Annotated in this window: 17 protein-coding genes; 11 read left to right on the top strand and 6 right to left on the bottom strand. The window is 43.6% G+C overall.

Translation table 11 applies throughout. The features are described 5' to 3' along the window. Window positions 1-234: 234 nt before the first annotated feature. The 6 genes from MHH57_RS25195 to MHH57_RS25170 all read left to right on the top strand — a co-directional run bounded on the left by MHH57_RS25195 (window position 235) and on the right by MHH57_RS25170 (window position 7,711). Window positions 235-1,848 carry an FGGY-family carbohydrate kinase gene (locus MHH57_RS25195; RefSeq protein ID WP_165145520.1) on the top strand — a complete coding sequence of 538 codons (1,614 nt, stop codon included), beginning with the start codon at window positions 235-237 and terminating at the stop codon, window positions 1,846-1,848. A gap of 1 nt (window position 1,849) precedes the next feature. Next, complete coding sequence (locus tag MHH57_RS25190; RefSeq protein WP_013373853.1) at window positions 1,850-2,545, top strand: L-ribulose-5-phosphate 4-epimerase; 696 nt, start codon at window positions 1,850-1,852, stop codon at window positions 2,543-2,545. A 41-nt stretch (window positions 2,546-2,586) separates the two neighbouring features. Continuing rightward, on the top strand, window positions 2,587-4,011 hold the full coding sequence (gene araA / locus MHH57_RS25185) for an L-arabinose isomerase (protein WP_029518894.1): 1,425 nt from the start codon (window positions 2,587-2,589) through the stop codon (window positions 4,009-4,011). 171 nt (window positions 4,012-4,182) lie between these two features. Next, window positions 4,183-5,046 carry a hypothetical protein gene (locus MHH57_RS25180; RefSeq protein WP_341071418.1) on the top strand — a complete coding sequence of 288 codons (864 nt, stop codon included), beginning with the start codon at window positions 4,183-4,185 and terminating at the stop codon, window positions 5,044-5,046. 138 nt (window positions 5,047-5,184) lie between these two features. Next, window positions 5,185-5,973 (top strand): class I SAM-dependent methyltransferase, encoded by a 789-nt coding sequence (locus MHH57_RS25175; RefSeq protein ID WP_341071417.1) that lies wholly within the window; start codon window positions 5,185-5,187, stop codon window positions 5,971-5,973. A 238-nt stretch (window positions 5,974-6,211) separates the two neighbouring features. After that, window positions 6,212-7,711: a malate:quinone oxidoreductase gene (locus MHH57_RS25170; protein ID WP_029518891.1), complete on the top strand. Its 1,500-nt coding sequence runs from the start codon at window positions 6,212-6,214 to the stop codon at window positions 7,709-7,711. A 264-nt stretch (window positions 7,712-7,975) separates the two neighbouring features. Here MHH57_RS25170 and MHH57_RS25165 read toward each other — a convergent pair whose 3' ends face one another. After that, on the bottom strand, window positions 7,976-8,722 hold the full coding sequence (locus MHH57_RS25165; protein ID WP_342434671.1) for an SDR family oxidoreductase: 747 nt from the start codon (window positions 8,720-8,722) through the stop codon (window positions 7,976-7,978). A gap of 185 nt (window positions 8,723-8,907) precedes the next feature. Between MHH57_RS25165 and MHH57_RS25160 the strand changes: the two genes are divergently transcribed. Both MHH57_RS25160 and MHH57_RS25155 read left to right on the top strand, forming a co-directional pair. Continuing rightward, the gene (locus MHH57_RS25160; RefSeq protein WP_342434670.1) at window positions 8,908-9,831 is read left to right on the top strand and encodes an AraC family transcriptional regulator; all 924 of its coding nucleotides are present in this window, start codon (window positions 8,908-8,910) and stop codon (window positions 9,829-9,831) included. A gap of 31 nt (window positions 9,832-9,862) precedes the next feature. Further along, window positions 9,863-10,438 (top strand): histidine phosphatase family protein, encoded by a 576-nt coding sequence (locus MHH57_RS25155; RefSeq protein WP_342434669.1) that lies wholly within the window; start codon window positions 9,863-9,865, stop codon window positions 10,436-10,438. Between the two features lie 91 nt (window positions 10,439-10,529). On the opposite strand, the gene MHH57_RS25150 is transcribed toward MHH57_RS25155, so the two are convergent. From MHH57_RS25150 to MHH57_RS25130, 5 genes are all read right to left on the bottom strand, one after another. Further along, window positions 10,530-11,597, bottom strand: coding sequence for a DUF4367 domain-containing protein (locus MHH57_RS25150; protein ID WP_342434668.1), 1,068 nt, complete (start codon window positions 11,595-11,597; stop codon window positions 10,530-10,532). Then, complete coding sequence (locus MHH57_RS25145) at window positions 11,558-12,148, bottom strand: sigma-70 family RNA polymerase sigma factor (protein WP_340933745.1); 591 nt, start codon at window positions 12,146-12,148, stop codon at window positions 11,558-11,560. Before MHH57_RS25145 ends, MHH57_RS25150 begins: the two co-directional genes overlap by 40 nt. A gap of 909 nt (window positions 12,149-13,057) precedes the next feature. Continuing rightward, window positions 13,058-14,506, bottom strand: a complete 1,449-nt coding sequence (locus MHH57_RS25140; protein ID WP_029518884.1) for a DEAD/DEAH box helicase — start codon at window positions 14,504-14,506, stop codon at window positions 13,058-13,060. 235 nt (window positions 14,507-14,741) lie between these two features. Then, the gene (locus MHH57_RS25135; RefSeq protein ID WP_029518883.1) at window positions 14,742-15,188 is read right to left on the bottom strand and encodes a GNAT family N-acetyltransferase; all 447 of its coding nucleotides are present in this window, start codon (window positions 15,186-15,188) and stop codon (window positions 14,742-14,744) included. 80 nt (window positions 15,189-15,268) lie between these two features. Further along, the gene (locus MHH57_RS25130; RefSeq protein WP_029518882.1) at window positions 15,269-15,850 is read right to left on the bottom strand and encodes a TetR/AcrR family transcriptional regulator; all 582 of its coding nucleotides are present in this window, start codon (window positions 15,848-15,850) and stop codon (window positions 15,269-15,271) included. 316 nt (window positions 15,851-16,166) lie between these two features. Here MHH57_RS25130 and MHH57_RS25125 point away from each other — a divergent pair, with 316 nt between their 5' ends. The 3 genes from MHH57_RS25125 to MHH57_RS25115 all read left to right on the top strand — a co-directional run bounded on the left by MHH57_RS25125 (window position 16,167) and on the right by MHH57_RS25115 (window position 19,446). Next, window positions 16,167-17,228 (top strand): LLM class flavin-dependent oxidoreductase, encoded by a 1,062-nt coding sequence (locus MHH57_RS25125; RefSeq protein WP_029518881.1) that lies wholly within the window; start codon window positions 16,167-16,169, stop codon window positions 17,226-17,228. A 24-nt stretch (window positions 17,229-17,252) separates the two neighbouring features. Next, window positions 17,253-18,191: an alpha/beta hydrolase gene (locus MHH57_RS25120; protein ID WP_341071412.1), complete on the top strand. Its 939-nt coding sequence runs from the start codon at window positions 17,253-17,255 to the stop codon at window positions 18,189-18,191. 298 nt (window positions 18,192-18,489) lie between these two features. Further along, window positions 18,490-19,446, top strand: a complete 957-nt coding sequence (locus MHH57_RS25115) for an endo-1,4-beta-xylanase (RefSeq protein WP_318627778.1) — start codon at window positions 18,490-18,492, stop codon at window positions 19,444-19,446. Window positions 19,447-19,628: the final 182 nt, after the last annotated feature.

Below are 19,628 nucleotides of genomic sequence, written 5' to 3'. Positions count from 1 at the left end.
TGTACATATTTTAGCATAATTATGAGTTTATTATAATCTATTGTCCTATCTGTATAAATACTAAAGTTAAAACTAGAAAAACACTCGGTTTGTCAAAGTATTTGTAAGTATAACTATGGTTTTGTGTTGACAAATGTACGCACAAAAAATATACTAAGGCTGTAAACAAAAGAAAGCGCCTTCTTTCAATTATTGCGATTATAACAGTTGTTCAGAGAGAGGAGTAACGTGAGCATGGATCAAGACATTAAACAAGCGATTACTAAGGGAGAAACCTCACTTGGTATCGAATTTGGATCCACACGTATCAAGGCAGTGCTGATTGATCATCGTTTTGAAACCATCGCATCTGGAAGCTATGAGTGGGAAAACCTCCTGGTAGATGGATATTGGACGTACAACTTAGAGAGTATTATTATGGGCCTGCAAGAGGCTTATCGTGAAATGAAGCAAGAGGTTGAGCAAAAATATGGAGTCACCCTTCGTACGGTTGGTTCTATAGGATTCTCTGCAATGATGCACGGCTATATGGCTTTTGACAGCAAGGGTGAGTTGCTTGTTCCGTTCCGGACTTGGCGGAATGCGACAACCGGGGCTGCAGCAAAAGCTTTAACTGATAAATTTCAATTCAACATTCCTGAGCGATGGAGTATTGCTCACTTGTATCAAGCGATATTGAACGAAGAGCAACATGTCCCTCATATTGATTTTATGACGACGTTGGCTGGATATATCCACTGGCTGCTGACTGGCGATAAGGCAATTGGTATCGGAGACGCTTCGGGGATTTTCCCAATTGATGAGACTACACATGATTATAACGAGTCGATGGTTAAGCAGTTTGATGAACTCATTGCAGCCAAAGGCTACGATTGGAAGTTACAAGACATTATTCCTAAAGTTCATATCTCAGGCGAGCAGGCAGGTGTACTAACCGCAGCGGGAGCGAAAATCTTAGATAAATCCGGAGACTTACAACCTGGTATTCCGCTTTGTCCTCCAGAAGGTGATGCGGGAACAGGAATGGTCGCTACGAATAGTGTGAGAAAACGTACTGGCAACGTGTCTGTGGGAACTTCGGTTTTTGCCATGATTGTATTAGAGAAGGACCTTTCAGCGGTATATCCGGAAATTGATCTGGTGACCACACCGAATGGTAATCCGGTCGGCATGGTTCATGCCAACAACTGTTCAAGTGATCTCAATGCTTGGCTGGGCTTGTTCCGTGAATTCTATGAGGCCATGGGGCACAAGGCGGATCCGAATCAATTGTTCAGTGTGTTGCTGAATAAGGCTTTGGAAGCGGATCCAGATGGCGGTGGTTTACTCAGCTATGGCTATTTGTCAGGGGAGAATATCACCGGAATAGAGAAAGGCAGACCGTTGTTTGTCCGCTCTCCTGAGAGCCGTTTCAATTTGGCCAATTTCATGCGGACTCATCTGTTCACTGCATTTGCTGCTTTGAAAATCGGAATGGATATTTTGACGAAGAAAGAATACGTCGCAATTGACAGCATTCTGGCTCACGGTGGTTTATTTAAAACCCCTATCGTCGGACAAAAAATTGTTGCGGCTGCTATGAATGTCCCGGTATCCGTGATGTCAACAGCTGGAGAAGGTGGAGCGTGGGGTATGGCTATTCTGGCTTCTTACATGATGAACAAGGATCAACAAGAAAGTCTGGAAGACTTCCTCGACCAAAAAGTATTTAGAGATGTTGAGGGACAAGAAATTCATCCTGACGGTTCCGATGTTAAGGGGTTCGAAACATTCTTAGAACGCTACACACAAGGCCTGGCGATTGAGCAGGCTGCTGTAGATAATCTAGTGGAAAACTGGAGGAATTGACGTGTTAGAGCAGCTGAAAGAAGAAGTATTTCAAGCCAATCTGGATTTGCCTAAACATGGACTCGTGAAATACACCTGGGGTAACGTAAGCGCTGTTGATCGTGAGCGTGGCTTATTCGTTATCAAACCGAGTGGTGTTAGTTATGACACGATGAAACCTAGCGATATGGTGGTTGTTGATTTTGACGGCAATGTTGTTGAAGGAGAGATGAGACCTTCATCGGATACACCGACTCATGCCGTACTTTACAAGCACTACGCAGAGATCGGCGGTATTGTGCATACGCATTCGACTTGGGCGACGATTTGGGCTCAGGCAGGCCTGGATGTACCTGTAATGGGGACTACTCATGCAGACACCTTCTATGGTTCTGTTCCCTGTGCTCGTTTCTTGACACAAGAGGAGATTGATCGTGGCTACGAAGCCGAAACCGGCCGTGTCATCATCGAAACTTTTGAGCAGCGCGGGCTGGATATTTTAGCAGTGCCAGGTGTCCTGCTTAAGGGTCATGCTCCCTTCACTTGGGGTAAGGATGCGAAATCTGCAGTCATGAATAGCGTCGTATTGGAAGAAGTTTCGAAAATGAATTTATTCGCACGGGAATTGAATCATTTTGCCGAAGAATTGCCGCAGCGGATTCTAGATAAACACTATTTGCGCAAACATGGGAAAGACGCCTACTACGGGCAAAAGTAAGACCAACTAAACTAACAAACGAAGAAAAGAGGATGAATGTTATGTCAACAGTAGGTACAAAACAGTTCTGGTTTGTCGTAGGTTCACAACATCTGTATGGAGAAGAAGCATTAGCAGAAGTCAAAGCACACGCACAAGAAATGACCGATGCCCTAAATAAGAGCGGCGTTCTGCCTTATCCGCTTGTATTGCAAGATCTGGCGGTTAGTGCAGACAAAATCACCAGCCTTATGAAAGAAGTCAACTATCGTGATGAGGTTGCTGGTGTCATCACTTGGATGCATACTTTCTCACCTGCAAAAATGTGGATTCGCGGTACTAAATTGCTGCAAAAGCCGCTACTTCATTTGGCCACACAGTACAATGAAAGCATTCCTTGGGCTACAATTGACATGGACTTCATGAACCTCAATCAGGCAGCTCATGGTGACCGTGAATATGGGTTTATCAACGCCCGCTTGAAGAAACAGAATAAAGTGGTTGTAGGTTACTGGGAACGTGCAGAAGTGCAAAAACAAATCGCAGAGTGGATGGATGTAGCGGTTGCTTATAACGAAAGCTTCAATATCAAAGTCGCCCGCTTTGGCGACAATATGCGTAATGTTGGCGTTACGGAAGGTGATAAGGTCGAAGCCCAAATTCAATTTGGATGGACTGTTGACTACTTCGGAATTGGCGACCTCGTTCAGTACGTCAATGCTGTGAAAGAAGAAGAGATTGATGCTTTGTTTGCGGAATACTCTGAACTTTATGAATTCGATTATGGTACTTATAGCAAGGAAGCTTGGGAAGCCAGTGTAAGAGTGCAAGCAAGCTATGAAATTGCTATTAAACGATTCCTGGATCATGGCGGCTATACTGCCTTCACTACGAACTTCGAAGACCTCTATGGTATGAAACAGCTCCCTGGTCTTGCCGTTCAACGTTTGATGGCACAAGGATACGGATTTGCTGGTGAAGGAGACTGGAAGACTGCAGCGCTCGATCGCCTGCTTAAAGTCATGAGCCATAACCAATCCACTGGCTTTATGGAAGACTACACCTATGAATTAGCGGCTGGTCAGGAATCGATCCTTCAATCCCATATGCTTGAAGTTGACCCAACGTTGGCGAGCAACAAGCCTAAAGTCATCGTTTCTCCGTTAGGTATCGGCGATCGTGAGGATCCAGCCCGTCTGGTATTTGACGGCAAGGCAGGAGACGGTGTGGTTGTTTCTATGGCTGACTTTGGCACTCATTATAAACTGCTGATCAATGAGGTTACGGCATTTGAACCGACAGTTCCTGCTCCAAATCTTCCGGTAGCCCGTGTACTGTGGAACGTGAAGCCTAACTTCCAGGATGGAGTTAAGGCATGGATTGAGAACGGTGGCGGTCACCATACTGTGGTTTCCTTGAATCTAACCACAGACCAAATTGTGACTTATGCAAAACTGGTTAACCTGGAATACGTAATTATTAAATAACTAGAAGATAGCCATCTATAAAAGCATTGGGTCAGTCCTTAGGATCCAATGCTTTTTATTGGTTTTCTAAGGATGTCGAGATAAAGGAAAGGTTCCTAAGCTATCTGGCGATATAACGAGATAATTGGATTCTCCTTAAGGTAATCATTTAATTCATAAGGATGTGATACTATGGCGAATGTACCAGCTACGAAAACGAAATTGGTTATCGTCGAAGGCATACCTGGCTCTGGCAAATCCACATTATCTAGATACATACATGACATGTTAAATACACATCAAATAGAATCGGAACTATTTTTAGAAGGAAATTTACGGCATCCCGCTGATTATGAATCGGTTGCATGTATGCCGAACGAAGAACTTGATCGGCTCCGATCAATCTATTCCGAGGTGTTTCATTACATTGATCCGTTCGTATCTTTGAATGGCAACGACTCTTTAATCGCATATGCGCTTGCGCAGCAATCAGCCCAAAATAAAATTCCTTCTAGTTTGTATGAGGAAATCCAGCGTTATGAAATCTGCGATGGAGTACCCGTGGAAAAGTACTGCGAATTGATGATCCAACGTTGGAAGTCTTTTGTTAAAGATCAGCGAGAAAAGGAAAAGCTAATCATACTCGAATGCTGTTTTTTACAGAACCCAGGGTGTGCATTACTCGCCCGGCATGATGCTGGAAATGATCGATTTGTTCGGCATGTATTACAGATTGCGGAGCAAATTCAGGAGTTAAATCCAATTTTGTTCTATTTGAAGCAACCTGATGTGCGTGAGACGATTGAGCGAGTAAAAACGATGAGATCTCAAGAATGGTTAGATTTCACGATTTGGTACCATACAGAGCAAGATTATGGAAGGAAGAAGGGGCTTCATGGGTACGAGGGATATATTCAGTTCCTTGAATATCGACGAGAGCTAGAATTACAAATTATTGAGCAACTTCCTTTTCAATCGTTTGTTATGGATAACTCCGATTATGATTGGGTGAATCAACAACAGACTGTTTCGAATATCATGATGAAGTATTTATAAACCATGAAGCTCATTCGAGGAAACGTTAGTGCAATTAGAAAGGGCCTGTCCCGTAAAGATTGGCCCAAAAACTTGCCGTTACAGGCAGCCCTGTGACTCTCATGTTTTAAAAGTTCAGTAGAGAGAAGGTTATAAGCTATGAGTGATTATGGTCCAGATCTATTTAAAGGTACCGCTTGGTACTACTCTAGGTATCGACCTCCTTATCCTTCGTCGCTTATTCGGTTTTTAGTTAACAAGTTTTCTCTGAATGGGGAAGGTCGCTTGCTTGACTTAGGATGTGGAACGGGTCAGCTATCTCTAAGATTTAGTGATTGGTTTGAAGAAATAGTAGGTGTAGATACTGAATCAGAAATGCTAGATGAAGCAAACCGTTTGTCCAGTGATAAAAGGTTGGACAATGTTAAATGGGTACAAGGAAGGGCGGAAGAGCGCGTATGTGACTGGAGTGTCTTTCGCCTCGTTATAATTGCGAAAGCATTTCATTGGATGGATAGAGAGTCCATTCTTGACATTCTGTATAACAGTTCTGATACTAATGGTGGCGTAGCTATTATTGATAATACTGGGAAGCAGGAACCCTTACTTTGGCAACTCAAGGTCAACGAAGTAGTGAGACGTTGGCTAGGAGACGCAAGAAGAGCTGGTAATAGCACTTACACTCCCCCAAAGGAGAGGTATGAGGATATTGTAAGAAAATCTGGATTCAAAAATGTCCAAAGACATATTTTACCGAGTTATTCATATACATGGACTGTTGATTCGATCATTGGAAATCTGTACTCTACATCATTTGCTTCAAGACGCCTTTTTGGTGATAATTTAGTACGATTTGAAAATGATTTAACATCTGTTCTACTAGATATGGACTCCACGGGTGTGTTTACCGAAGAATTGTCAGTGTCTGTTATTACTGCTAGTAAGTGAAGCCCCCATAATACAGCGTGTTGAGATCCATTCTTATTATTTTGCAAAGAAAATTCTCACTTTTTAGCAGAAATGATTTATAATTATCAGATAATAGACAATATAATTTTTAAAAGATTATATTTTAGTTATAATAGAGACAGAAAAGATATGTTCCTGAGTGGAGCCTTGCTTCTTGTATCACCTAAGCAGGAGGGCCTGCTCTTTTTTGCAAATATAAGAGATAAGGAAGGTTTTTATGAATAGCATTCAGAAAAATACAGACGTTATCTTAATTGGTGCCGGAGTCATGAGCGCGACTCTGGGATCATTGCTAAAAGAGTTAGCACCAGAATGGGAAATTAAAGTGTTTGAGAAACTCGCAAACGCAGGAGAAGAAAGCTCTAACGAATGGAATAATGCAGGTACAGGCCATGCTGCACTGTGCGAACTGAACTATACATCCGAAAAAGCTGATGGATCTATAGATATTCGTAAAGCTGTAGACATTAATGAGCAGTTTCAGCTTTCAAGACAGTTTTGGTCTTTTCTTGTAAACAGCCATTTGATTCGTAATCCTCAGGACTTTATCAAGCCAATACCTCATATGAGTTTGGTAACAGGAGAGAAAAATGTATCTTTTTTGAAAAAAAGGTTTAAAGCGCTTTCAACTATTTCTCTATTTCAAGGCATGGAATTTTCCGACGACCCTGAAAAGCTGAAGGAATGGATTCCGCTAATTATGGAAGGCCGTACATTGAATGAACCAATCGCGGCAACCAAAATCGACTCTGGAACAGATGTCAACTTTGGTGCTTTAACACGCATGTTGTTTGAGCATTTAAAAAGTAAAAACGTTGAGATCAATTACAAGCATAGTGTAAAGGATATTAAACGTGCGAGCGACGGCTCGTGGAAAGTCAAAGTCCATAATCTGGATAACGGTAAAATCGAATACCATACTGCCAAATTTGTCTTTATCGGTGGTGGGGGTGGAAGTCTACCTTTGCTACAAAGAACCGGTATTCCTGAGTCCAAATATATCGGGGGATTCCCGGTAAGTGGACTATTTATGGTATGTAACAATCCTAAGGTTGTCGCCCAGCATCATGCGAAAGTATACGGTAAAGCTAAGGTTGGTGCTCCTCCCATGTCTGTTCCGCATCTGGATACAAGATATATCGGTAACCAAAAAGCACTGCTATTTGGACCGTTTGCCGGCTTCTCACCGAAGTTCTTGAAAACGGGCTCAAATTTGGATTTGATCGGATCTGTAAAACCCAATAATCTCATCACGATGTTGGCGGCAGGCGCAAAAGAGATGGCATTGACCAAATACCTGATTCAGCAAGTGATGTTATCGAATGAAAAGCGTCTGGAAGAATTACGCGAGTTTATTCCGAACGCCAAAATCGAGGACTGGGGGATCGTGGTAGCGGGTCAACGTGTGCAGGTGATCAAAGATACGGAGGGCGGTAAAGGAACACTTCAATTTGGTACAGAAGTGGTTAGTGCTGCTGATGGTTCGATAGCTGCACTGCTCGGCGCCTCTCCGGGTGCTTCTACTGCTGTTCACGTTATGCTGGAAGTATTGGAAAAATGCTTCCCACAACATATGGAAGAGTGGGAACCAAAAATAAAAGAAATGATTCCTTCTTATGGGGTGTCACTAGCGGAAAACCCAGAGCTTTACCAAGAAATTTATGACTCCACAACGGAGGTGCTCGGTCTGGGCGAAAGGGAACCGCTTCATCGTTAATTTTTACATGGCTAGTAACTCGATCATCCAAATATTTTTAATAAAAAGCACAGTAATCTTACGATATATTTTAGAGTCCAATAAGCAACAACACCAAGCGGTGGGGAGAAGTCCCCACCGCTAAAAATGCTTGTTTAACAATACAAAGTTTTGCAATCCTTCTGCATTTTCGATGTCACATGGATGAACAGCTTCCATGGTAAAGCTTTATGTATGAATAGATAGGGGCTCACTCACAAGAGGAGGTGCCCCTATCTATTTATGTTATATTTGTGCGGTTGGGCGGATCACGATTTCGTTCACATCAATGTCAGCAGGTTGTTCAATTGCGAATCCAATTGCGCGGGCTACCGCGTCTGGTGTCATGGCTAGTTTATCCCGGATGACGGCGAGTTGATCTCTTATAGCCGGGTCTGTTAAACTTTCGGTGAAATTTGTCTGCACAATACCTGGCGAAATGATGGTCACGCGCAGCTTATCGCCAGCCTCCTGGCGCAACCCCTCTGAGATGGCGCGTACGGCGAACTTCGTACCAGAGTAGACCGACTGGTTCGGAACGGTCTTGTGTCCTGCTGTAGAAGCAGTGTTCACGAAATGTCCGAAACCCTGTTTGCGAAAGACAGGCAACGCTGCAGCAATGCCATACAAAACGCCTTTAATGTTGACGTCAATCATGTGCTCCCAATCTTCCACGCGCAGATCATCGAGAGGGGATATAGGCATAACGCCAGCGTTGCTGACGAGAACATCCAGCTTCCCGTATCGTTCGCAAGCCAAAGTAACGAGGTTGCACAGATCCTCGCGCCGTCTAACGTCAGTGCGTGCATAGACAGCTTCGCCACCCCTATTCGTAATACGTGTCGCCAGTGCTTCAAGGCGCTCCACCCCGCGCGCCCCAAGCACGACTTTTGCTCCACGCTCGGCAAGCAACAGTGCTGTTGCTTCTCCAATTCCGCTGCTTGCACCTGTAATCACGACGACTTTGTTCTCTATTCTTCCTTCCAAACTCATAGCCCCATCCTTCTTTCTTTGATCTATTTGCCTTAGGCCCTTTGTTGGCCTTGCAAGTAAATTTTAAGTAGAATTCAGTTGAGACAGGTAGACCGATCAAGTCCAATTCTTGCCTAATCCTATTCGGCGTGCATATAATTAGCACATCAATATTAGCGTTCAACGGAAAGGAAGGTGAAGCATGAATGGTTTCGTCTCCTCCCCCCTCTGATATTTCTACGAATCTACAAGAACTGATTCGTCTGATTGATCAACGCGCGTCTTCGGACGGTACGTTTGTTTCGTCTGTGCCAGGACTTTATTTCAGACGTGCAAGCCATGTGTCCGAGCTGAATCATACGGTCCATATGCCCTCCCTGTACGTGGTTGCGCAAGGCTCAAAGACAGCAATGCTGGCTGGAGAAAACTATGTGTACGATCCAACAACCTACATGGTCACATCAGTTCAACTTCCCGTAACTGGTAAAATAACTCAAGCCTCGTCGGAGCTTCCTTATCTCAGTCTTCAATTATCCATTAGTCCAGACGCCATCCTGGACATTATCAAGAAGAGTCCTCCTCCATGTAACGTTAAGACTGGACGCGGCATACTGGTGAGCCAATTTGACCCTCTGCTGCTTGATGCGCTGCTTCGGCTTGTCAGACTTTCGGATACGCCTGCGGATATTCAGTTTCTTGCGCCGCTTATCACGCACGAGATCCTTTATCGTGTATTACAAGGTGAGCAGGGAGCTTTAATCAGGCAATTTGCCGTAGTTGGCAGCTATGCACATAGCATCTCCAAAGCGATCCATCTGATTACCCGCGATTACTCTAAGCCTCTTGTGATCGAGGAATTGGCGAAGGAAGTAAACATGAGCCCTTCTTCCTTACACAAGCACTTTAAAAGGGTAACGGCTATAAGTCCTCTGCAGTATCAGAAGGCCATTCGACTGCAGGCTGCACGCCGCTTACTGCTCTCGGAGGGATTGGAGGCCGCCACTGTAGGCTTTCGCGTTGGCTATGAGAGTCCTTCGCAGTTCAGCCGAGAATATGGACGCATGTTTGGACGGCCACCGATGAGTGATGTTAAACATTTGCGTAATTCCCTTAGTGTCTCAGTTGATTGAGAAGTTTATCGGGTGATCCGTGGAGGTTAATATGAAAACTTTCATTTACATGGTGAGACATGGCGAATCACCAAAGACGGAAGGAAATGAAAGAACAAGAGGTTTGACTGATAAAGGTAAGTCAGATGCTTTTCAAATAACTGAGTTATTGAGAGGAGAGGGGATCGAGGTTTTCGTTTCAAGTCCATATCAACGGGCAATCCTAACCATTCAAGAATTAGCTCAATGCTCAGGACAAGAAGTTTTAATACTCGAGGATCTTAAAGAAAGAATTTTTTTGAATGAAGACAACCGAATGCCTGATGATGAATTATTCCCTTTGTTAGATAAGTCATTTTCTGATCCCGACTTTGCTTTAACGGGAGGAGAGTCTAATGCAGTTTGTCAGAATCGAAGTATAACAGTCTTAAAGGAATTGCTAAAAATCTACCGAGGACGGAAAGTCGCATTAGGCACTCATGGAGCTGTAATGACTTTAATGATGGGGTATTATGACAAGCAGTACGATTTGGATTTTTTACTACACACATCCAAGCCAGACGTATACAGAATGGAATTCAATGATCAGGAATTAGTTGAGGTGAAAAGATTGTGGAACATGCCGTAATAGTTTGTGAGGAAAAGGTATAAGGACTATTCTCCAAAAAGAGACCACCCCTAAAAAAGGATGGTCTCTCTTCAAAGCTTTTCTTTTATAGCTATTGCGGTGAACCGTTAAGCAAATCCTCGGCTATTTTTACCAGGTCTTCCTTGGTCAGTGGACTGTCCTGGTTATCAGATATGTTGAAGTGTAACCGTCTTTTTTCATCAAGCCAGCCCAGTCGGTTTTTTCCGGCCTCCAAGGGATTGCTTGTTTTGCTTGCCCTGATGTAATAGGCCTTGGTTCCTTTAATTGTCAGTTGCTCAGCCGAATCCTGTTCATTTTGCATGATGGTTGTCTTTGTGACTTCAGGAGTGTATTTGGTGACGGTAATGTTTACATAGTCGTTTCCTCTCGCATACCGGGCAAAGGAGGTGTCTGACTTGTCCCAGCTCAGCTTTTGAATAAACAGATGTTCACCCTCCGGTGCAGCTTGGGCCTGTTGCATCAGTTTATCGGTTAAAGCTCGATATTCCTTTTTATCCATCATCCTAGGATATGCAGCGCCTGGATAGACGTATCCGAATTCAAACTGATAGCCATCTGGTAGATGAGTGGGGTTGCTGAATAATGGAGCCTCAGTTCGCTTGATTTCATCTTGTAAGCTGTTGAAACTTGAAAGTTCAGCTGGCTTGTACGCAAACAGGGCCGGATTAGATAGGTTGTTCTGATTCATAGAATCGTCCTTGACGTAATAGGCAGCATACTCTCCGGGCTGCAAGCGATCTTTCACTTTTTCGTTCCACTGTGCGTAGGTGGAGGTATACGTTTTCGAGGCGTCCGTTTCGGCAGGTGTTTTGGCGGTATTTAATACAACGTCGCCCTTACTGTTGCGGAATTCAAGATATTGCGAAGCGGCGTATCCGGTCACAGAAGCCCCTAACACAAAAAGTAAGACCATAATGGGAGCGGTAATGCGCGGTTGAAGACGCATTTTTACAATGAACCCCTTTTTGGGCGTCACCTTTTGGTAGACCTGTTCCATCACTTTGTCAGAAACGTCAAAAGCTTGGATTTTTAGGACACTTTCTGGTTCTGTCAGCTTGTCCATGTTTTTTAAGTCTTTGTCTTTTGGATCGGTGTATTTCAGATTTTGTTCCTGATTTCTGCCTTGTAATTCACGCATTTCGGGTCCTCCTTTATGGGTTCCATCATTTTTTTGAGCTTTGTTTTTGTTCTGCCGTATTTTTTCTTGATAGCTTCCTCGCTCTTGTTCATAATTTCCCCGATTTCTCCAAACGTTTTTTCTTCAAAAATGCGCAGCACCAATAGGTTTCGTTCTTCTGCATTCAGTTGGTCTAATGCCCGGCTCAGCGGTTCACTGAAAAGCTGACGTTCCAAAACCTGCGCAGCACTGTCTGAAGTCATATTAGTTGAGGTGAACAGGGTAATCTTAAATTTGCGCTGTAGATTCTTCCTGCGAATCAAGTTCAGGCAGTGATGATAGGCCATTTTATACAGCCAGGAGGAGAAGCCCATTGTCAGTTTGTACATGTTAATTTTTTCAAAAGCTTTGACCAAAATATCCTGTACGGCTTCTTCTGCCTCATGCTCACTTCCTAATAGCCGCCAGCAATACACAAATATCTGACGCTGATACTCCTTCACAATGTAGGCGTAATCCTGGATTTCGCCAGCTTGAACTCGTTTGATTTTGTATTCGATTTCCTCATTCAAAAATTTAGGCACCTCCTCTGATCAAAAAGAAAACTATACCTGTATAACAAATGAAGATGACCGAAAGGGACACCTTTTCTAAATTTTTTTAGTATTAAATCTACTCTCTAAGAGAGTACGATAAAGCAGAACAATTATCACCAACGGTGTTGATTTCATAGGGCTTGGATTTTTATTGTGGAAATAAATAGAATGATGAAGTATACCTATCAAAAATTTGAAAAGAGATTGTAAAAATATAAAAAGGAGATAAGAAATGAGGGTTTATGATAATAGGGGAGTCCAGATGGTGGTTGCACTTTTATATCCTGTTATAGCATTTGTTATATTAAGTAATAGTCATAGGATAGGTTCATGGACTATCCCGGCCATTATTGCAATTTTGTTTTGTCTGTTATGGAAAAATACTCTTTATGTAATCATCTCTAATGCCTTGATGTGGATTGTATCAGTACCTATGTGGTGGCTGCTAGTTGAACGTGTGAAAACAGACCAGGGCGCTGAAATTTTCATTTCGTCATTACCATTCATTATATTGTTATACATATTTGCTGTATTGCTACCCGAAATTTCAATTGTTCTATTTAGACATTACATTTTTAATAAGTTTAGACGTCGTAATAGTAAGTAATCTCTGAAACGATTCAGGAGTGCTTTTCCAAAACAACCTATGGATTAGGTAAAGTGGAAGGAATGAGAGATAAAATAAAATTAAGTTAAGTTAAGTCATTGATAAGGTGAAGATGACTATTGGTTTTATCCAAGAGAGCACACAATTTTCTTGCAAATTCAAAATGGAAAGATGAATTAAACGATCAAGAGGTAAACTCGGCAATCCCGCCCGTTAGCTAACGAAAACTATCGGCTGTACGGGCGGGGTTGCCTCACCTTCTTTTATGCAGCATACATCTACTTATTATTCCCTTTGCGTACCTTTAACAGCTTACCCTTTACGGTTGTATTCTTCATAATCTCAAGCACCAATGGACCCTTGCCATTCAGAATCTCGACATCTGTCACATTATCTAGAATCGTAATGATCCCGATATCATCTGCGTTGACTCCGTCAAGCTTAGCGATGGTCCCCACGAAGTCGACAGCTCTAAGTTTTTTCTTCTTACCGCCGTTAAAGTTCAGCTTCATAATCTGTTGGTTTAATTGCTCGCGCTTATCTTTTTTGAGTGCGGTTTTTACATGCAGTTTTTGCTCAAAATCTTCTCTACGGAGGTCAACAGCCTCTTCTGAGGGAGCCTTTACCTGCGGAATCGCGAATCCAATATATGCTTCGATATCAGCTAATCTTCGGCCATCCTTAGGAGTGATGAGGGAAATGGCCTTCCCCGTTTTGCCAGCACGTCCCGTACGTCCTGTGCGGTGAACATAGCTTTCCTTCTCAAGGGGAATATCGTAGTTAATGACATGGGTGATATTCGTGATATCAATTCCTCGTGCGGCAACATCTGTTGCAATCAAGTAACGAAATTGACCCCTTCTGAATGCATTCATTACCTCAAATCGCTCGTCTTGCTCCATGCCACCATGAATGCGATCACATGGATATTCAAGATCAGCCAATGCCCTGAATAATGTATCTACATTCTCCTGCGTACGACAGAAAATAATGCAGCTGTCAGGATTCTCAACAATGAGCAGATCTTGCAGTAGTGCCAGCTTGTCTGACTCCTTCACCTGAATAAGAGAGTGATCAATTGTAGCGGTCGTTATACCAGTCGCTTTAATCTCAATTCTAACAGGATCTTTCATATATTTACGTGACAGTGTGGCTACGTCCTCAGGGAAGGTAGCGGAGAATAACATGGTAACCCGATCACTAGGCAGCGCTTGAATAATCGACTGAACTTGCTCGATAAAGCCCATATTCAGCATCTCATCAGCTTCATCAATCACGAGATAGGCAATCCGATCTAACGGTAACGTCCCTCGTTCAATATGATCCAGTACACGTCCTGGCGTACCTACAGCCACATGCGTCCTTTGTTTTAACTCAGCCTTTTGGATATGAAAAGGATGTTTCCCATAAAGGGGTGTTGCTTTGATCCGCTTAAAGCGTCCAATATTCGTGATGTCTTCGGTGACCTGTAACGCGAGTTCACGGGTTGGCGTCAGGATTAAAGCTTGGGGCTTATTCTCATTCCAATCTACTAGCTCACAGATTGGAATGCCGTATGCTGCTGTTTTGCCGCTACCTGTTTGCGATTTGGCGACAAGATCCTTCTTTTCAAGCGCCACAGGAATGACTTCCGTCTGAATCTCTGTTGGCGTCTCATAGCCCAGGCTATTCAGCGCTCTTACAATTTCTTCACTTAATGCGTAATCTGTAAAATGCTTCTGACTCATTTTCAACCTCTTCTGCGCTGTATTTGAATACCATTACATATATAATGTCATCGTGTATCGAACTTATACTCATCTAGTATACTCTATATCCAGACAGCAAAGGGAGGCCATGAAGGCATGGGTATCAGCATGTTTCCATATCCGCATGCGTGAAAACATGTGTTACGAACAAAGGGCACCCAATCGGGTGCCCTTTGAACTGCCGTTAGCGCGGAAAATCGTATCAAAAGTATTGTTACGATGAAAAGTGAACCCAATCTCTCCCTTGGACAGCATCCATCTTTTTAAAGAAAATTTGAGCGCGTTTATTCTCGGTAGAAGTTATCCAGGCCATATGAGCATAGCCTTGATTTCGTGAGTATTTTTGACATTCTAAAAAAAGCTGTGTTTCTACTTCTGTATCTCTAAATGGTTCCAATACAAATAGATCGTTCATAACAGTGACTTTGTCTGCTTTCATCGTGCTAAAGGTAAAGAATAATGTAGCAAAGCCGATTAATTCTCCATTTTGTTCCGCCACAAATTGTATACCGCTTTGCTGCTCAAAAAGGGTGTGTATCAAATTATGGATTTTTTCGATAGGTGGCCTAGGGTTTTGATAAAAACCAACGATGTATTCATACATTAACTCGGTTAAACTGTTTAAATCATCAGGCTTAGCGTTCCTTATTAAAAATGACATTAGATGCACTCCCTTTTTTATTAGTTTTGAATTATTATACATAATAAAGCATATATATTCAAAACTGAATTCATTCCGAATTACTTAAGAAGTGTAAGTGTCACCTCTATCGTGTTATCAATAAATGATCGTTCTGGACGAGACTTTATCATTACGGTCAGTCCAATTAACGATACGACTAGCGCCTGTGATACAGCCTTCGCATTGAGCCCGATCTCAAGCTCACCTGATTGTATACCTCTTTCAATGGTTTCTTGAAATATAACCGCTAGGTACATTTGATGCTCCCTTGTAAGAATTTCAAACTTCTCATCATGGGGCGCAAGTTCAACCATTGTATTAATGCAAAAGCATCCTTTTCTAGGATTTTCCGCATATTCCTCATCGACCACACCTTCAAAGAAAGTCCGAAATGCTTCTTTTACAGATGGATTGCTTTGAAGTTTGGTTCGGATCAGAGAAGCACGGGACATCATGTATTTGCGCAGCGCAGCTTCGAACAATTCTTTTTTGCCTCCAAAAGTGGAATATATACTGGGTCGTTGAATTTCCATTCTGGAAGTTAAATCACTCAATGAGGTAGCTTCATATCCCTTCTCCCAAAATATTTGCATAGCTGCATCTAATACTTTATCTTCGTCAAATTCGCGGATTCGTCCCATAATCAATACCTCTCATGTTCGTAATTTTATTCTTAATTCCATGACTCTGATCATAATTGTTAGGGGTCTTTATTTGCGTACCAGTTAGTATGTTATTATCTTATAATTAGCCCGTTATATTGTCAAATGCAGATTGGTTTATCGCACCAAGGAGATATCAGTATGAGGATAAATCAAAGATTTTTACTATATTTATTGACAGTACTCTTTTTAATGAGTTATATTTACTGGGAAAAATATTTTACCGATCGGTATGATATTTTACCGATATTTAATTAACATACAAAGAAAGCTATTAGAATAGGAGAGATGGACGATGGAGATAGGTATTACTTCGTTTGTAGAAACAAAGCCCGACGTTCAGACAGGTGAAGTGATAAGTCACGCACAGCGATTGCGCGAAGTTGTCGAGGAAATTATCCTTGCTGATCAAGTGGGGCTTGATGTGTTTGGTGTAGGTGAGCATCATCGGAAGGATTATTCTGCATCTTCACCAGCAGTTGTGCTGTCAGCGGCTGCAGCGCAGACGAAACGGATTCGGCTGACCAGTGCAGTGACAGTGCTTTCTTCAGCTGATCCCGTTCGCGTTTTTCAGGATTTTGCTACGCTGGATGGTATTTCGAATGGACGTGCGGAGATTATGGCGGGTCGAGGTTCCTTTATTGAATCTTTTCCACTGTTCGGCTATGACTTGGAAGACTATGATGAGCTGTTTGAACAACATTTGGAATTGCTCCTTAAAATACGGGAGTCCGAAAAAGTAACCTGGAAAGGCGGACATCGGCCAGCAATTAACAATTTGGGTGTGTATCCACGGCCGGTTCAGAATCCTTTACCCATATGGGTTGGCAGCGGGGGCAGGCAGGATTCTGCTATCCGGGCAGGTCTGTTAGGACTGCCCTTGATACTCGCGATCATTGGCGGGAATCCGGTAAATTTTGCACCACTTGTCCAGCTTTATAAGAAGGCAGCAGCGCACGCCGGTCATGAGGAATCAAAGCTTAGGGTTGGGTCGCACTCGATAGGATTTGTCGGAGAGAATAATGAGCAAGCTGCAGATACATATTTCCCTTCTACGATGGCAGGTATGAATAGATTGGGCAGGGAGCGGGGCTGGGCACATTATGATCGTTCTAGCTACGATGCCGCGCGCAGCTTTGAAGGTGCGCTGTATGTCGGCGATCCAGAGACTGTTGCCCAGAAGATCATTCACCTTCGCAAACATGTAGGTGTTACTCGCTTTATGTTGTATGTTCCGTTAAGCACGATGCCGCATGCCGAAGTGATGAGAGCCATTGAGCTGCTAGGAACAGAGGTAGCACCCCGAGTTCGGAAGGAAATAGCCAAGTGGGAAGCGGAGACGGAGAAAAGATTGTAAAAACCAAACATAGGAGTGATTTGCATGGATTTTGAAAATCGTTTATTACCAGAATTAAGGGCAGTAATCGCACAATTTCCTGGTTTTCAACTGGAAGAGAATTTAGAGCTGAGCAGAAGCTATTTGTCTAGTCCTCCTATTGAGCAGTCGGAGCACGTACGCACGACAAGCCGGATGATTCCGAGTGTAGCAGGCGAGATATTAGTCAAAATCTACGAACCTGCTCAGCGAACTGACGTTAGGCTTCCGGCCATGCTGTGGATTCACGGGGGAGGCTATGTGATGGGCCATCCTGATATGGACGATGCTTTGTGCGAACGCTTCGTGCAGGCGGCCAAATGCGTCGTCGTATCGGTCGATTACCGACTTGCTCCTGAGCATCCCTACCCGGCTGCCATCGATGACTGTTATGCCGCTTTGACGTGGATGACCGACGAAGCGGAGCTGCTGGGCATTGACTTAGATCGGGTCGCCATTGCAGGAGCAAGTGGGGGCGGCGGGCTGACCGCAGCACTTGCTTTAATGGCTCGTGACAAAGGTGGGCCAGCCCTCATTTTCCAAATGCCGCTGTATCCGATGATCGATGACCGCAGTATTACGGCGTCAAGTCATGAAATTACGGCCGATAACGCACCATGGAACCGGAAGAACAACTTGGCGGCCTGGAACATGTACTTAGGCAATCGTACCGAAGATAGCGAGGTGTCCCCATATGCGGTGCCGTCGAGAGCAGAAAGCTTGGCTGGCCTGCCGCCGGCTTATACGTGCGTAGGCCAGCTCGATCTATTCCGAGATGAGACGATCGAATATGTGGGACGCCTTGCCCAAGCGGGGGTGGACGTCGAATTCCATCTGTATCCCGGCACATTCCACAATTTTGAGGGAATAGTTCCACAAGCAGAAGTAAGCCAACGTGCTAGCCAAAGTTATGTAGACGCAATTGCAAGAGCCCTTAATCCTTAAACTATTAAATAGGCAGTCTCCAAAGTGATATGTTCCCAAAAGAGTAGGCAGGTTAAAACTTGCTACTGTAAGGAGAGCATATCACTTTTTGCATCAACCTTTTTTTGTCATTTCGGAGTTGTTTGGGATAAAGGAGCACCAGGTTTTCAGTCGCCCCGCAATGATGTAAAGTTTTTCGGGTAAAATCTTTACTTTTACATGTAGCAGATAATAACCTTACATTCTTATAATTGGAAATGTAAGCGATTTATTTAAGAGTAGGAATATTAAAAAACTATACGTATGAGGAGGAGATTGTATGTCGAAATTTAAAGTGGGCAAGTTGGTAAGCGGCTTGGCGTTGGCGGGTGTGTTGTTATCATCAGTTCTGATAAACCCGGCTAGTGCCAGTATGGCGAACGGTAGCAAATTCCTGGGGAATGTCATTGCGGGCAGTGTCCCTCCTAGTTACGGGACATACTGGAATCAAGTGACGCCGGAAAACTCGACTAAGTGGGAATCGGTTGAAGGCAACCGTAACAACATGAACTGGTCACAGGCCGATACCGCCTACAATTATGCCCGTAGCAATGGCTTCCCGTTCAAGTTCCATACGTTGGTATGGGGTGCCCAGGAGCCAGGTTGGGTTAGGGGGCTGTCGGCTGCTGATCAGAAAGCGGAAGTGACTCAGTGGATTAAAGCAGCAGGTCAACGCTATCCGAATGCGGAGTTTGTAGATGTGGTGAATGAGCCGCTGCATCAGAAGCCGTCCTATCGCAATGCCATTGGTGGTGACGGGTCGACCGGATGGGATTGGGTCATATGGTCGTTCCAACAGGCCAGACAAGCCTTCCCCAATGCTAAGCTGCTGATCAATGAATATGGAATTATCAATGATCCTTCGTTAACCGACCAATATGTCAATATTATTAATCAGCTCAAGAGCAGAGGCCTGATTGACGGAATTGGTATCCAATGCCACCAGTTTAGCATGGACACTGTTTCAGTTAACACGATGAACACTGTACTGAACAAGCTGGCGGCAACAGGATTGCCAATCTATGTGTCGGAGCTGGATATAACTGGCGACGACAACACCCAGCTTGCCAGATACAAGGAGAAATTTCCGGTATTATGGAAGCATTCTGCGGTGAAGGGAGTTACGCTCTGGGGGTATATCCAGGGACAAACTTGGAAGCCGAACACACATCTGCTGAACTCTAACGGCACGGAACGTCCCGCGCTCCAATGGCTGAGACAATATCTGCAAAGATAAGCTATGGGTGGCACTTAAACCCCAACAGATGCAAACTTTTGCCAAATGTCTGGGCTGGGTAGATGTTTATTTGAAGAAGTCTTGGCTGAAATGTTATACGCCCAAGGCTTCTTTTTATTTAGCTTAAACGAGGAGTGCCCTAATGAAGGGAAAAACCACTTCATTAGGGCACTGGAGATTTA

This window comes from Paenibacillus sp. FSL H7-0442 (assembly GCF_038593105.1).
Classification (GTDB): Bacteria; Bacillota; Bacilli; order Paenibacillales; family Paenibacillaceae; genus Paenibacillus; species Paenibacillus polymyxa_D.
The sequence above is the reverse complement of the archived record's forward strand: the minus strand, read 5'-3'. Positions and strand labels throughout refer to the sequence as shown.